The 14,364-nt window shown below is 53.2% G+C and carries 12 protein-coding genes; 10 read left to right on the top strand and 2 right to left on the bottom strand.

Features of this window, described 5'->3' with window-relative positions; genetic code table 11:
* Positions 1-5: 5 nt before the first annotated feature.
* Positions 6-788 carry an alpha/beta fold hydrolase gene (locus KB213_RS01935; RefSeq protein ID WP_211680358.1) on the bottom strand — a complete coding sequence of 261 codons (783 nt, stop codon included), beginning with the start codon at positions 786-788 and terminating at the stop codon, positions 6-8.
* 150 nt (positions 789-938) lie between these two features.
* Here KB213_RS01935 and KB213_RS01930 point away from each other — a divergent pair, with 150 nt between their 5' ends.
* The 6 genes from KB213_RS01930 to KB213_RS01905 all read left to right on the top strand — a co-directional run bounded on the left by KB213_RS01930 (position 939) and on the right by KB213_RS01905 (position 6,306).
* A complete protein-coding gene (locus tag KB213_RS01930) occupies positions 939-2,711 on the top strand; it encodes a chloride channel protein (RefSeq protein ID WP_211680356.1) in 1,773 nt (590 codons plus the stop codon).
* Between the two features lie 67 nt (positions 2,712-2,778).
* Positions 2,779-3,249: a RidA family protein gene (locus KB213_RS01925; protein WP_211680354.1), complete on the top strand. Its 471-nt coding sequence runs from the start codon at positions 2,779-2,781 to the stop codon at positions 3,247-3,249.
* Positions 3,250-3,362: 113 nt separating this feature from the next.
* Positions 3,363-4,103 (top strand): flagellar basal-body rod protein FlgF, encoded by a 741-nt coding sequence (gene flgF, locus KB213_RS01920; RefSeq protein ID WP_211680568.1) that lies wholly within the window; start codon positions 3,363-3,365, stop codon positions 4,101-4,103.
* Between the two features lie 31 nt (positions 4,104-4,134).
* Positions 4,135-4,926 (top strand): flagellar basal-body rod protein FlgG, encoded by a 792-nt coding sequence (gene flgG, locus KB213_RS01915; RefSeq protein ID WP_211680352.1) that lies wholly within the window; start codon positions 4,135-4,137, stop codon positions 4,924-4,926.
* Positions 4,926-5,912 carry a flagellar basal body P-ring formation chaperone FlgA gene (flgA, locus tag KB213_RS01910; RefSeq protein ID WP_249110131.1) on the top strand — a complete coding sequence of 329 codons (987 nt, stop codon included), beginning with the start codon at positions 4,926-4,928 and terminating at the stop codon, positions 5,910-5,912. Before flgG ends, flgA begins: the two co-directional genes overlap by 1 nt.
* A 64-nt stretch (positions 5,913-5,976) precedes the next feature.
* Positions 5,977-6,306, top strand: coding sequence for a superinfection immunity protein (locus KB213_RS01905; RefSeq protein ID WP_211680350.1), 330 nt, complete (start codon positions 5,977-5,979; stop codon positions 6,304-6,306).
* A gap of 224 nt (positions 6,307-6,530) precedes the next feature.
* Here KB213_RS01905 and uvrA read toward each other — a convergent pair whose 3' ends face one another.
* Positions 6,531-9,428 carry an excinuclease ABC subunit UvrA gene (gene uvrA / locus KB213_RS01900; RefSeq protein ID WP_408903699.1) on the bottom strand — a complete coding sequence of 966 codons (2,898 nt, stop codon included), beginning with the start codon at positions 9,426-9,428 and terminating at the stop codon, positions 6,531-6,533.
* Positions 9,429-9,563: 135 nt separating this feature from the next.
* Between uvrA and ssb the strand changes: the two genes are divergently transcribed.
* The 4 genes from ssb (at position 9,564) to coaD (ending at position 14,346) form a co-directional block, all read left to right on the top strand.
* Positions 9,564-10,124, top strand: a complete 561-nt coding sequence (gene ssb, locus KB213_RS01895) for a single-stranded DNA-binding protein (protein ID WP_211680346.1) — start codon at positions 9,564-9,566, stop codon at positions 10,122-10,124.
* A gap of 67 nt (positions 10,125-10,191) precedes the next feature.
* The gene (locus KB213_RS01890) at positions 10,192-10,866 is read left to right on the top strand and encodes a hypothetical protein (protein ID WP_211680344.1); all 675 of its coding nucleotides are present in this window, start codon (positions 10,192-10,194) and stop codon (positions 10,864-10,866) included.
* A gap of 137 nt (positions 10,867-11,003) precedes the next feature.
* Positions 11,004-13,835 carry a DNA gyrase subunit A gene (gene gyrA, locus KB213_RS01885; protein WP_211680343.1) on the top strand — a complete coding sequence of 944 codons (2,832 nt, stop codon included), beginning with the start codon at positions 11,004-11,006 and terminating at the stop codon, positions 13,833-13,835.
* Position 13,836: 1 nt separating this feature from the next.
* The gene (gene coaD / locus KB213_RS01880) at positions 13,837-14,346 is read left to right on the top strand and encodes a pantetheine-phosphate adenylyltransferase (protein ID WP_211680341.1); all 510 of its coding nucleotides are present in this window, start codon (positions 13,837-13,839) and stop codon (positions 14,344-14,346) included.
* The last annotated feature ends 18 nt before the right edge of the window (positions 14,347-14,364 follow it).

Here is a 14,364-nt window from a genome sequence, read left to right as displayed (position 1 = left end):
GGTGCCTATTGAGCCGAAAGAAAAGGAGTCATCTGTGCGAGAAAGCCTTTAGGTTGGTCTACATGGAGCCAATGTCCGGCATTGGGCAGGGTTTCAATCTGTGCTTGGGGGAAAAGAGCGTGGATAGTGGGGTGGTGGGATTCTTGGACGTAGGGGGAGAGTTCACCGCGTAAGAAGAGGGTGGGGCCCTCATAAGGGAGGGTTTGTGGAGCTTCCCAGCCTTCAATATGGGTAATGGCATCTGCGAGTTCATCAAATCCAATCGCCCAGCCGGGTTGATCGCCTAAGCGAAGATTTTGTCCCATGAGTTCGGAAACGGCGCGGCTTCCGGTGATGGGGTCTAGAAGAGCGAGTGCCTCTTTACGGTCTAGCGTTGGGGGGAAGGTGAGGGTTTTGAGGCGTTCGATCATAGCGCTTTGACCGTGGCGTGTGGGGGCAGGAGCCATATCCGCTACGAGGAGGCGGCTAACACGGTCTGGGTGTTTTAGCGCGAGATGCATGGCGACTTTGCCGCCCATGGAGTGCCCGACAAGTGCAAAGCGGTTAATGTGATGCGCGCTGAGTGTTTCGAGCACATCTTCGGCCATGGCGCTGTAGGATGCGGGGCCATGAGGGCTGTCACCGTGATTGCGCAGATCTGGCGCGATAGTGCGAAAATTGCTGGCGGTGGCGCGTTGGAGAAAGCCGAGATTACGGGCACGTCCGAACAAGCCATGTAGAAAAACAATGGCGGGCCGCTCTTCTGTGGGGGTTTCGCCTTCGGTTCGTTCAATGACGTGCAGTTGCATGAGTGCACCTTCCAGAGAGAAGAGTTGATTGATGGTGAATGAACCGCCAAACAGTAAGGATATTCCTGCCCATGAGGGGCGTCCTTGTCTAGCACCCTAAAATAATTGGGGTACGAAAGGGATAGGCAGCCGTGTTTTTGGTGTTCGATTATGCGTGAGCCGCGCTCTTTCTTAGCGCCTGTTTGGCTGCGTTCATGGGTGCGAGCCGATGAAATCTGGCTCACTCTGTTATCGGCCATCTTAGGCGGTGTGGCGGCGTTGTGGGTGATTGGTATTTCAACGGTGACGTTGATGCTGCATCGTTGGTTGTATGGGGTGGCCTATACCCCCACGGGGCATCTTTCAGGGTTAGATCACCTTTCTGTTTGGCGGACGGTGTTGGCGCTGACGCTGGGCGGATTGGCGGTTGGTGTATTTGGGGTTGTGGCGGCGGTTTTTGTGCCACGGCAGCCTGTTGACCCGATCGAGGCGAATGCGCTGCATGGTGGCCGGATGTCACTGCGGGATAGTCTTGTGGTGGTGGGGCAGACGATTTTATCAAATGGCTCGGGTGCATCCATTGGGTTGGAGGCCGGGTTTACGCAGATTGGCTCTGCCTGTGCGTCTTGGGCAGGGCGTGCTTTTCGTGTGCGGCGGGATGACTTGCGTGTTTTAGTCGGCGCGGGTGCGGGTGCGGCTATTGGTGCTGCGTTTAATGCGCCTGTGACGGGTGCGTTTTATGCGTTCGAACTGGTTATAGGCTCGTACACATTGGCGAGTCTGCCGCCGGTTGCGGCTGCGGCTTTGGCGGGTGTGGGTGTAGCGCATGTTTTGCATCACAACCCGATGGCGCTGCCGCCGTTGTCGATCGGTCCGTTGGATTGGAATGCTGGTATTGGCGTGGTGTTGATTAGTGTTCTGTCTGCGCTGACGGCGATTGCTGTGATGTTTAGTGTTACGCAGGTGGAGAAGGTGTTTCGGCGTTTGCCTGTGCCGGGTTGGGGGCGCCCTGCATTGGGTGGTTTGGCGGTGAGTGGCTTGGCGGTGATTCATCCATCAGTTCTGTCGTCCGGGCATGAAGCGATGCGTCGTGTTTTATCCGGTGATTTTACGCCGCGTATGGCGGCGGGGTTGTTGCTCTTAAAAGCTGTGGCGTCGGCCTTGAGTATTGGTTCGGGCTTTCGAGGTGGGTTGTTCTTTGCCTCTCTGTATTTGGGGACGTTAGCGGGAACGGTTTACACGGTATTTTTGACCCCGCTGGGCGTGGCACCGGGCAGTATGGTTCTTGCAGCTTTGGTCGGGATGAGCGCCATGGCTGTTGCGGTGATTGGAAGCCCGATGACCATGGTGTGTTTGGCGTTGGAAATGACGGGGAGTGCGGTTTTCAGCGGCGCTACCTTTGTGGCGGCGATTATATCGCTTCTGACGGTACGGCGGCTGTTTGGATATAGCTTTGCGACGTGGCGTTTTCATTTGCGTGGTGAATCGATCCGTTCGGCCGTGGATGTGGGGTGGATACGGTCTTTGGATGTGCGGCGTATGATGCGGCCTGTCCCGCGGAGTTTACCTTTACGCACATCGGTAGCACGGGCGCAGAAAGTACTCGCTCCGGGGTCCGGGCAGCGGGTTATCCTGCTGGATGATGCCGGGCGGTATGCTGGGGTTCTTGGGATCGCGGATTTGCATTTGGCTGATGGTACACGTGGACAAACGCTGGAGATGTTGGCGCAGCATGGGGGGGATGTTTTGACGCCTCTCATGAATGTGCGTGAGGCGATTGAGCTTTTTACGCAGGCTGAGGCTGATGCGTTGGTTGTGGTGGATGATGTGATGTCACGCAAGGTTGTGGGCCTCCTAACGGAGCAGCATGCCTTGCGGCGTTATGCTGAGGAATTGGAGCGTAGTCGGCGGTCTTTGGCGGGAGAGGAGTCTTTCCCGACGTAAGGCTCTTGGCAGTGTTGCGGGAACGTTCCAAACTAGAGGTGGTACTTTTTCAAAGGATATGACCGACATGGCTGATGTGAACTACGAAGACCGCCTTGCTGCTTTAGGGATTACGCTGCCGGAAGCAGCTGCGCCTGTTGCTAATTATTTGGCTGTGACCCGTACGGGGAATACGCTGGTTGTGTCCGGCCAGTTGCCATTGGTTGACGGTAAGCTCCTTGCTACCGGTAAGCTCGGTGGTGATGTTGACGCTGAAACGGGCGTGGCATGTGCCAAGGCGTGTTTGGTTAATGTGATTGCACAAGTGAAGGCTGCTTTGGGTGGTGATTTGTCCCGTGTGCGTAAAGTTGTGCGCTTGGGTGGGTTCATTGCATGCACGCCGGACTTTGTGACGCATGCTGTTGTGATGAATGGTGCGTCTGATCTGGCGGTTGAGGTCTTTGGTGATGCGGGCCGTCATGCGCGTTCGACCATTGGTGTGCCAAGTTTGCCGCTGAATGCCCCTGTTGAGGTGGAAGCTTTGTTCGAAGTCGATTGATTTTGACGAAGATGGGTAGAGCGCTGCGGGGTTCTACCCTCCAATTTTTAACGATTTAGCAAGTATATTGACCCTACTCTTGGCGTGCTTGGAGCGTGGCGGAGTCTTGGGTCTTGGAAAATACGACGTATATCGCGTTATCGAAGATGGACGCGCAGCAGCGTGCGATGTCTGTCATTGCAACAAATATGGCGAATGCGTCGACCGTTGGCTTTAAGCGCGAAGACGTTTTGTTCAGTGATTATCTCTCACATCAACATGCCGGACAGCAGCCGAATGGCGCGGAAACGCAGGCCTACACGCAAGATCGTGCGACGTATCGTGATGTGCAGCAGGGTGATTTACAGCAAACGGGAAATCCGTTGGATGTTGCGCTGGGTGGGCAGGGGTATTTCCAGTTGCGTACGCCGGATGGCGTGCGTTTGACGCGTGCGGGCCGTTTTGAGCAGCAGGCAGATGGTACGATTGTGGATGAGAGCGGTAATGCGCTTTTGGATACCGCCGGGCAGCCTGTGAAAATCCCACAAGGTGACCAGAAAATCAGCATTTCGAGCGATGGTATTTTATCAACAGAAAGTGGTGACCAAGCGCATATCGCCGTTGTGTCGGTAGCGGATGAAAATGCGTTGAAAGCACAGGGTGGTCATCTGTTTATGACAGATCAGCCGACGCAAGCGGTTCAGCAACCGCATATGGCGCAAGGGATGCTTGAGGGGAGCAACGTTCAGATGATGAGCGAAGTGACCAAGATGTTGGATATACAGCGGAATTTTCAGTTCATGGCGCAATTTGTGAATGCGGAAGCGACGCGCCAGCAAAATGCCATCGATAAAATTGTTCAGGTTTCAGCCTGATTTTCATGTTTAAATGAAGGATTGAGACCTGATGCGTTCTCTTGATATTGCCGGCACCGGGATGCAGGCCCAGCAGACCAATGTTGAAACGATTTCCAACAATATCGCGAATATGAGTACGACGGGCTATAAGCGTGCGCGCGCTGAATTTCAGGACTTGATGTATCAAGATTTGCGGCGTGTTGGCACGACGTCTTCTGATTCAGGCACCACCGTTCCTTCTGGCGCGCAGGTTGGGTTGGGGGTGAAGACGGCGGCGATTTACCGGATTAATGATCAGGGTAGTTTGGAGCAGACGAGTAATTCGCTGGATCTCGCGGTGCAGGGGCGTGGGTATTTTCAAGTGCAGCTTCCATCGGGGCAGATGGCCTATACGCGTGATGGAACGCTCTCCATGGATAGTAACGGCGCGTTGGTCACGGCAGATGGCTATGCGGTTAATCCGGGGATTACGATTCCATCAAACGCGCAGAGCGTGAGTATTGATCAGTCTGGTCAGGTGAGTGTCACGGTGGCGGGGCAGAATACGGCAACGGTTGTTGGACAGTTACAGCTTGCGACATTTGCGAATGAAAATGGTTTGGCCGCGATGGGCCAAAACTTACTAACTCAGACCGCGGCATCTGGTGATGCACAAGTTGGTACGCCTAATACGACGGGTTATGGCGGTGTGATGCAGGGTTATGTTGAAAAATCAAATGTGAATGTAGTGTCTGAAATTACAGATTTGATTACGGCGCAGCGGGCGTATGAGATGAATAGTAAAGTGATTACGTCTTCTGATGACATGATGCAGACGTTGAATAATTTGGGTGGCCGCTAATGATGCTGCGGCGTCAGCTTCATGTGATGTGGTTGGTGCTGCTGCTCTTCATGGGGCAAGTTCAGGCGGCGACGTTACGGCCATCGGCTAATATTGAGCATGAGCGTATTCGTCTTTCGGATCTTTTTGCGGGCTTAAACCCTGGGCAAGATGTGGAAATTGGCGATGCTCCGGCTTTAGGTCAGCATTATACAGTTGGCGGTGATCAGTTAACGGCAATTGCGGCACAGTTTGCTGTGGACTGGCCGGATGCTTCTCCCTCTGTTTCTGTAACATTAACACACGCTGCGCGGTGGGTAACGGAGGATGATGTGTTGCCGGTGGTCCAGCAGGCATTGATTTTACCGGAACATGCAGAAATTGACGTCGCGCTAGAGAATTTTAAGCCAATTCCTGTACCTGTGGAGGATCAGGAACCGCTTGTTTTGATACGGTTGGAGCATCCGGGGCGAGGGGAGCATTTTACGGCGCGTTTTCGTGTTCCCGGCTATGCAGGAACGCAGGGGACTGTTCTGACGGTTTCGGGCAAGGTGCAGGCGAATATACGTACTGTTATTTTGCGGCGTTCGGTACGGGCGGGAGAAACCCTCTTAGCTGAAGATGTGACGATGGGGCTGGTGCCGTTTAGTGAGGTACCGGAAGACGCATTGGCGTCGGAAGATGCAGCTATTGGGTTAATGGTACGGAATAGTGAGCACGCAGGAGCAGTGCTGAGTACCGCTCAGTTGGTGCGGCCGCAGATGGTGCATCGTGGTTCGCCTGTGGTGGTGACTTATCGTGGCCCTAATGTGAATGTGACGGTATCTGGAACGGTTTTGGAAGGTGGCGGCAAGGGAGACATGGTGCATGTCTATAATGCAGCGAGCCAGATGATTTTAACGGGCCGGGTGATGGGACGAAGTGCGGTCGATGTGTTGGAAGGAGCAACACCTTTAGCCGCGGGCACGCGGTCGCATGAGGGGCCAGTGATGTTGCCGACCTTGTGAGTTTTGATTGACGTGGTCTTAAAAAATATGTCCCAATTGACGTTATAGAATTTGGGGATGAATTATGGATTATCATTATTATTACCATGCAAATCATGACGGTATTGTGCTTTTAATCTTCTTTTTTGTTATTCTGCCGATATTGAGTTTGGGGTTCTATTTTTTACCATCAATTATCGCGCTGAACCGGCGCTCTGATTATGTCGGTCTTGTGTGCATTACGAATTTATTGGTGGGGTGGACGTTTTTCGGTTGGTTCATTGCGCTGTATATGGCGTTGACGATGCCTGGGCGGGTGCATCGGGTTCCGCCTGTTCTGCCGGGGCAAGGTGGGTTTGGTCCTCAAGGTGGTGTGTCCCCTCATACGCCACCGCCGGGTTGGGGGCGCTCTTGATCGGTATGGTGATGGGTTTTTGAGGGGAGAGGGTTTTTCTTTTTCCGGGAGGCTCTGCGTATTGGTTTGGTAGATGTGCAGGGCTGAAGATTAAGCACCTCTTTGAAAGCCTAACCTGACGGGGTTTTTCCGTCAGGTTTTTGCGCTCAGCGGTTTACGATTGTCTATAAGGCCGCTCCGCCTAAGGGGGCGTACATTAATGGCGGTGGCGCAGCCTGAAGAGATTACTTTTTAGGCTTCTTTTTGTTGCTTTTGGGGCGGTTATTGTGCGGACTATCCTTCAAAAGAGGCGCGAGGAATCGTCCGGTATGGCTGGCTGAGCAGGCGGCAATTTCTTCCGGTGTGCCTTGGGCAACGATTTGGCCGCCGCCATCTCCGCCTTCAGGGCCGATATCGATCAGCCAATCGGCTGTTTTGATGACTTCTAGATTATGCTCGATGACCAAAATGGTATTGCCTTGTTCGACCAAGGCATGCAGCACGTCGAGCAGTTTGCGAACATCTTCTGTGTGCAGGCCGGTGGTGGGCTCATCGAGAATATAGAGGGTGCGGCCTGTGGCGCGTTTGGCGAGTTCTTTGGAGAGTTTGACGCGTTGTGCCTCACCGCCAGACAGGGTGGTTGCTTGCTGGCCAAGGGCGACGTAACCGAGCCCGACTTGTTGGAGAATGGCCAGTCTGTCGCGGATACGGGGTACGGCTTGGAAGAAGGGGAGTGCGTCATCCACCGTCATGGCGAGGACATCGGCGATGGATTTTCCGCGAAACTTAACCTCTAGGGTTTCGCGATTATAGCGGGCGCCTTTGCAGGTATCGCAGGTGACAAAAACATCCGGCAGGAAGTGCATTTCGATCTTTAAAACGCCATCGCCTTGGCAGGCCTCGCACCGTCCGCCTTTGACGTTGAAGGAAAAGCGCCCGGGTTTGTAGCCGCGTGCTTTTGCTTCGGGCAGTTCAGCGAACCAATCACGGATGGGTGTGAAGAGGTCTGTATAGGTGGCGGGGTTAGAGCGCGGGGTGCGGCCAATGGGAGATTGGTCAATTTCGATAATTTTATCCAGATGCTCTACGCCGGTGAGGCGGTCATAAGGCAGGGGAGATGCGCTGGATTTCATCAGGGTGCGTGAGAGCGCTTTGTAGAGTGTATCAATGACGAGGGTGGACTTTCCGCCGCCGGAGACGCCCGTAACGGCGATGAAGGTACCGAGTGGAATATCGACGGTGATGTCTTTGAGGTTGTTGCCGCGTGCGCCATGCAGGGTGAGTGTTTCGCGGGCTGTGCGGCGTATGGCCGGGATTGGGATGGCTTTGCGGCCTGAGAGGTAAGCGCCGGTGATGCTGTCTGGGTTTTGGGCGACTTCAGCGGGCGTACCATAGGCGATGACATTGCCGCCGCGTGTGCCAGCCCCTGGCCCCATATCGATAAGGTAATCGGCAGCGCGGATGGCGTCTTCATCATGTTCGACGACGATGACGGTGTTTCCGAGGCGTTTTAGCCGCTCTAATGTGCCGAGGAGGCGCTCATTATCCCGTTGGTGCAGGCCGATAGAGGGTTCGTCCAACACGTATAGGACGCCTGTGAGGCCGGACCCGATTTGTGAGGCGAGGCGGATGCGTTGGCTCTCACCGCCGGATAATGTGGCGGAGCCGCGCGAAAGGGTGAGGTAATCGAGGCCGACATCATCCAAAAAATGTAGGCGGTCTGTGATTTCGCGCAGGATGCGGCGTGCAATTTCGGCTTTTTGTGGTGTGAGGGTGCCTTCAACCTGAGAAAACCAGTGTAGCGCTTGCCGGATGGGCATGTCTGACGCTTGGGCAATGTTGAGGTCACTGACTTTGACGCATAGGGCCTCAGGCTTGAGGCGGGCGCCTTGGCAGGTGCGGCAGGGTTTTTCGGATTGGTAGCGGGTGAGGGCATCACGGACATGGATGCTGTCTGTTTGGGCCATGCGGCGCTGGAGTGTTTTGAGAACACCTTCAAAGGGTTTGGTGACGGTGTGGACCGTGCTGCCATCACGGTAAGGAATGGCGATGAGTTCTTTGGTGCCGTAGAGAATGAGGTCTTGCGTTTCGGGTTTGAGGTCACGCCATGCGGTTTGCATGGTATCACCCGTATGGCGAGCGAGTGCGGCGAGGGTTTGGGCGTACCACTCGGCGCCATTGCCTTGCCATGGGGCGACGGCACCATCCTCTAAGCTTAGGCTGTCGTCAGGTACGATGAGGTTAGCGTCAAAATGCGTTTCAGTGCCGATGCCATCGCAGGAGGGGCAGGCGCCCATGGGGGCATTGAACGAGAAGAGGCGTGGCTCAATTTCCGCAATGGTGAAGCCGGAAACAGGGCAGGCGAAGCGTGCGGAGAAAATGGTTCGGGTGGCTTCCCCGTCTTCTCCAGCGCGTTTGACATCTTGAGTGAAGGCGACGCCATCGCCGAGTTCGAGAGCGGTTTCGAAGCTATCGGCCAGACGTGTTTCGAGACCCTCTTTGACGATGATACGGTCAATAACGGCTTCAATCGTGTGACGTGTTTTGCGATTGAGGTCCGGGGCGTCAGCAATATCGTAGAGTGTGCCATCTATAGTGACGCGGGCGAAGCCTTTGCGGGCGAGTTCGGCTAGTTCGCGTTTGCCGTCGCCCTTACGGTCTTTCATGACGGGGGCGAGGAGCATCAGGCGCGTACCCTCTGGCATGGCCATGACACGGTCAACCATTTGGCTGACGGTTTGCGCTTCAATCGGTAGGCCTGTTGTGGGGGAGTAAGGTGTGCCTGAGCGTGCCCAGAGCAGGCGCATATAATCGTGGATTTCTGTGATGGTACCGACGGTTGAGCGCGGGTTTTTCGATGTGGTTTTTTGCTCAATTGAAATAGCGGGTGAGAGGCCTTCAATGGAGTCGACATCCGGCTTGCCCATGAGCTCCAAAAACTGGCGTGCATAGGCGGAAAGGCTCTCAACGTAGCGGCGTTGGCCCTCGGCATAGATGGTATCGAAGGCGAGGGATGATTTGCCGGAGCCGGAGAGGCCTGTGATGATGGTCAAAGAATCCCGTGGGATAGTGACATCAACATTCTTGAGGTTATGGGCGCGAGCACCGCGGACGCGAATGGCGTTGTTCTCAGGAAAAGTCACGTTTTGGCACACCGATAAAGATGAGGGCATTGGATGTGGAAACCACGCGCAAAGGGGGTGTGGTCAACCGTCTTACTATGTTAGGTGTTTGGGAAGGTTTGAAAAGAACAATTCGCGAAAATAGAGTGGAACGTCATGGCTGGTAGCGTCAATAAAGTGATTTTGGTGGGGAATTTGGGGCGTGACCCTGAAATTCGCCATACGCAATCGGGTTCTAAGATTGTGAACATGACGATTGCGACGTCTGACACGTGGAATGACCGTCAGTCTGGTGAGCGTAAAGAGCGGACGGAATGGCACCGTGTGGTCATCTTTAACGAGCATTTGGCTGGTGTTGCTGAGCGCTTCGTGAAGAAGGGCAGCAAGGTTTATGTGGAAGGTGAACTGCGTACGCGGAAATGGACGGACCAGTCTGGCCAAGAGCGTTACACGACGGAAGTGACGATTGATCGTTTCCGTGGTGATTTGACGCTTCTGGATAGCCGTTCAGCGGGCGGTGATGCTGGTGGTGGTTATGGTGGCCAAGGCGGTGGTTACGGCGGCGGCGGTAACAACTATGGCGGTGGTGCGCCTGCGGGTAATCAGCAGGGTGGCGGCTCTCGTGGTGGCTCCGCGCCGTCTCACGGTGGCGCTTCCAGCCCGGGCGGCTGGGATTCATCACGTGATAACGATCTGGATGATGAAATCCCGTTCTGATTTTTTGGTAAAATGATTTAAATATTGCCCCCCACATCCTAGATGTGGGGGTTTTTATTATGGGTATATGGAAGATATGATAAAGGTCATTGTAAAAATAATAGGTTTTTATTGTATATTAAATATATTTTGTGGATTAGTTGATGCTCGTTCTGTAGGTGATGCACATAAATGTGTGTTTATTTCGCCACGGGATGCTGCGATAGTTTTTAATAAGAAATATAATAGATTTATATATTCTGATGATAAAGACATTTCTTTATCGGATTATGGAAATATTATTTCTGATCTGGATGAGGGAAGTTTTTATAATCTCGATCATTGTATAGGGTATTTTTTTCATACGAATGAATTTAATTATTTGGATATAATATCTCAAAATACAATTTACCATGATTATTTAAAATATGGTGCCTCTCCTCCTCGAGGAAGTATTTTTTATGGTAATAATTATTATACAATAGCCTCATGTGATTTAAACGCATGTGCAGAAAATATTGAAAATGTTATTTTTGATCGGCATGGAATGTTGATTGCGGTTATGGAGAGTGTTCCATTTGGTGAATCAAAAAAAATTGAAAAATATAAAGGGAAATATATCATTCTGGAGCGTTGGGTATTGGTTCGAAAAAAAGATCTTAATGATGAATTGAAGTATTTTATAGCGCTTTCTATGGAGAATTTATACGCCAATACTCGGATTAGAATTCAAAAATGGCATTATGTGGTGAGTGATCATTGATTGTGCTGTCATTTCGTTTGTGAGTAAGGGATTCATCCCATTTTAGGGTGGGTTTTTTCTTATCTGAGCGGGAGAGTAGCGTCGCGGCGTTGGTTGGAGTATATTGGTCTTCTGTTTTCTAGTGTGGTGGACCTGTCTTGACCGAGTTGAATGAGCCGACTGATCTTGTGCCTTCCGGCCGTCTTCCCGTGACGATTGAGGAGGAGATGCGCTCCTCCTATCTGGCCTATGCGATGTCGGTCATCGTCTCGCGTGCGTTGCCGGATGTTCGTGATGGTTTAAAGCCTGTTCATCGCCGTATTCTATACGCGATGCGCGAGAGTGGATTTACGGCGGATAAGCCGTACCGTAAGTCAGCGCGTGCTGTTGGTGACGTGATGGGTAAATACCATCCGCACGGTGATAGCTCGATTTATGATGCCATGGTGCGTATGGCGCAGTCATGGTCCATGCGCGTCAAGTTGATTGATGGTCAGGGTAACTTCGGTTCGGTCGATGGTGATAGCCCGGCTGCGATGCGTTATACGGAAGCGCGTTTGGCTAAAGCCTCGTCCTTCCTGTTGGATGATATTGATCGTGGGACGGTTGATTTCCAGCCGAACTATGACGAAAGCGAATATGAGCCGGGCGTTTTGCCGGCGACGTTCCCTAACCTTCTGGTCAATGGTGCGTCTGGTATTGCCGTCGGTATGGCGACAAATATTCCGACGCATAACCCGACGGAAGTTATTGATGCCACGCTAGCAGTCATCGCTAATCCGGCCATTGAGCTGGATGAGCTGATGCAGGTTATTCCGGGTCCTGATTTCCCAACGGGTGGGATTATCATGGGCCGCAGCGGTATTCGTAAGGCGTTTGAAACGGGCCGTGGTTCGGTACCGGTGCGCGCACGTGCGGAAATTGAAGAAATCCGTAAGGACCGTCAGGCGATTGTTATCACCGAGATTCCGTATCAGGTGAATAAGGCAACGCTTCAGGAAAAGATTGCGGATCTCGTACGCGCGAAAGAAATCGAGGGCATTTCGGATATTCGTGATGAATCCGATCGCTCCGGTATGCGTGTTGTGATCGAACTGAAGCGCGATGCGACGCCGGATGTGGTGTTGAATCAGCTTTATCGTTTCACGCAGCTTCAGACATCTTTCAGCGTGAATATGCTGGCGTTGGATGAAGGCAAGCCACGTACGATGGGGCTGAAGGATGTTCTGGAGGCGTTTATTCGCTTCCGTGAGGACGTCATTCTGCGCCGTGCGCGTTTTGATCTTGATAAGGTGCGTGACCGTGGGCATTTGCTCGTCGGTCTTGTGTTGGCTGTTGCCAATATTGATGAGGTTATTGCGCTCATTCGGAGTGCGCCAGATGCAGCGACGGCGCGTGCCTCTTTGATGGCGCGTGAATGGGATGCGGGCGAAGTTGTTCCGTTGCTTGAGCTTATCCATGATGAGGGCAATGTCGTTATTGATGGCAAGGTTCGTCTGACGGAAGCGCAAGCGCGTGGTATTTTGGAACTGCGCTTGCAGCGTTTGACAGGCCTTGAACGCGATAAAATTCAAGGTGAGTTGGGCGAAGTTGCCGTAAAAATCGAAGATCTGCTCGATATTATTGGTAGCCATCCTCGCCGTATGGATGTCATGCGGAATGAACTCATGGCCGCGCGCGCTGAAATTGCGACGCCGCGTATGAGTGAGATTTCGGATGCGTTGGGTGATCAATCGGATGAAAGCCTGATTGAGCCGGGGCAGATGGTTGTGACCATTACCCGTGACGGCTTTATCAAGCGTACGCCATTGGAGATGTTCCGCTCCCAGAATCGTGGTGGGCGTGGTCGTACTGCGGCGGGTCGTCGTGGTGATGATGTGATTGTCCGCAGTTTTAATGCGCATACGCATCAATGGGTCTTGTTCTTCTCCTCTGGTGGTAAAGCCTACCGCATGAAGGTTTGGCATTTGCCGGAGGCGTCCCCGACATCTAAGGGGCGTGCGCTGGTGAACTTGCTGCCGGAATTGGGCAGCGATGCCATTACCGCTGTTCTGCCTTTGCCGCAGGATGAGGAGTTGTGGGATGATCTGCACCTCGTCTTTGCAACGGCGAGTGGGAATGTCCGTCGTAACCGTCTGAGTGATTTCCGTAATATCCGTGCGTCTGGCTTGATTGCGATGAAGCTGGATGAAGGAGATTCTTTGATCGGTGTGGCGACATGCCGTGAGGGGCAGGATGTCTTCCTGGCGACGCGTAAGGCGCGTTGCATCCGCTTCCATATTACGGATGAGGTGCTGCGTGTCTTTGCCGGGCGCGGCAGCTCTGGTGTGCGTGGTATTAAGCTTGCAGAGGGCGATGAGGTTATTTCGCTCTGTGTGCTCAACCATGTGGATGCGAGTGTTGAAGAGCGTGCGGCTTATCTGCGTATGGCGAATGCAAAGCGCCGTGCAGAAAATGCCGCTTTGGCAGAGGGCGCAGAAGAAGACGTTGCATCGGCTGATGATGAAGCTGTTGAAGTTACGGGTGATCTGACGCCAGAGCGCTTTGAAGAATTGGAAGCGCAGGAAGAAGTGCTTCTTACCGTGACCGATGGTGGTTTTGGCCGTCGTTCCTCAGCGTATGATTACCGTGTTTCTGGTCGTGGTGGTTTGGGTATCACGAACATGACGTTCTCGGCGACGCGTCGTGGGACAGAAGTGGTTGGAACGTTGCCAACGTTGCCGGGTACCGATGTAATGTTGGTTACGGATACAGGGCGTTTGATTCGTCTGCCGGTGTCGCAGGTTCGTATTATGGCGCGCCAAGCTGCTGGTGTGACGTTGTTCCGCCTGAATGATCATGAGACGGTGATTTGTGTGTTCCCAGTTGTCGAGGATGATGGGGAAACAGGTGATGAGGCTGTTGTAGATGGCGCAGACGTTAATGCTGCTCCAGAGGCGCAAGCTGCACCGACTCACGAGGCAGGGGATTCATCTAGCGTAGGTGAATAATATGCCCCTTAACCCACGTATGGCGTTTTATCCGGGGACGTTCGACCCTGTGACGTATGGCCATATGGATATTATTGCTCGTGCGGCCCGCTTGTTTGACAAGCTGGTCGTGGGGGTAGGGGTGAATGGTGGGAAACAACCTCTTTTGACGCGTGCGGAGCGTTTAGTCTTGCTGCGTCAGGAGGTCTCAAAATTACCGGAGGCACCGCGGATTACTGTGGTGGAGTTTGATACTCTGCTCGTGGATGCTGTGCGTTCCGTGGGCGCAGGTGCGGTTGTGCGTGGGCTACGTTCTGCGGGTGATTTTGATTTTGAATGTCAAATTTCAGGAGTGATGCGTCGCCTTGCTCCGGAGATAGAAATGGTTCTGTTGCTCTCTGCTGATGAGCATCGCGCAACGGCTAGTCGTATTGTGAAGGAAATTGCTGGTTTAGGCGGTGATATTTCTTCCTTTGTGAGTGAGGAAGTGGCGCGGGTTGTCTTGTCGAAAAGTTGTAGAGAGGCGACATAGAGGGCCTAACCGGATTCA

The organism is Neokomagataea anthophila (assembly GCF_018122595.1).
In the GTDB taxonomy this organism is placed as follows: Bacteria; Pseudomonadota; Alphaproteobacteria; order Acetobacterales; family Acetobacteraceae; genus Gluconobacter; species Gluconobacter anthophilus.
Note: the sequence above shows the minus strand (reverse complement) of the source record. Positions and strands in the feature narration are given on the sequence as shown.

Excerpts from the sequence above, each read along its gene's own strand:
- KB213_RS01925 (WP_211680354.1), top strand. The coding sequence starts at position 2,779 with ATGGCTGATGTGAACTACGAAGACCGCCTTGCTGCTTTAGGGATTACG.
- flgG (WP_211680352.1), top strand. The coding sequence starts at position 4,135 with ATGCGTTCTCTTGATATTGCCGGCACCGGGATGCAGGCCCAGCAGACC.
- KB213_RS01890 (WP_211680344.1), top strand. The coding sequence starts at position 10,192 with ATGGAAGATATGATAAAGGTCATTGTAAAAATAATAGGTTTTTATTGT.
- flgA (WP_249110131.1), top strand. The coding sequence starts at position 4,926 with ATGATGCTGCGGCGTCAGCTTCATGTGATGTGGTTGGTGCTGCTGCTC.
- coaD (WP_211680341.1), top strand. The coding sequence starts at position 13,837 with ATGCCCCTTAACCCACGTATGGCGTTTTATCCGGGGACGTTCGACCCT.
- KB213_RS01930 (WP_211680356.1), top strand. The coding sequence starts at position 939 with ATGCGTGAGCCGCGCTCTTTCTTAGCGCCTGTTTGGCTGCGTTCATGG.
- KB213_RS01905 (WP_211680350.1), top strand. The coding sequence starts at position 5,977 with ATGGATTATCATTATTATTACCATGCAAATCATGACGGTATTGTGCTT.
- ssb (WP_211680346.1), top strand. The coding sequence starts at position 9,564 with ATGGCTGGTAGCGTCAATAAAGTGATTTTGGTGGGGAATTTGGGGCGT.
- KB213_RS01935 (WP_211680358.1), bottom strand. The coding sequence starts at position 788 with ATGCAACTGCACGTCATTGAACGAACCGAAGGCGAAACCCCCACAGAA.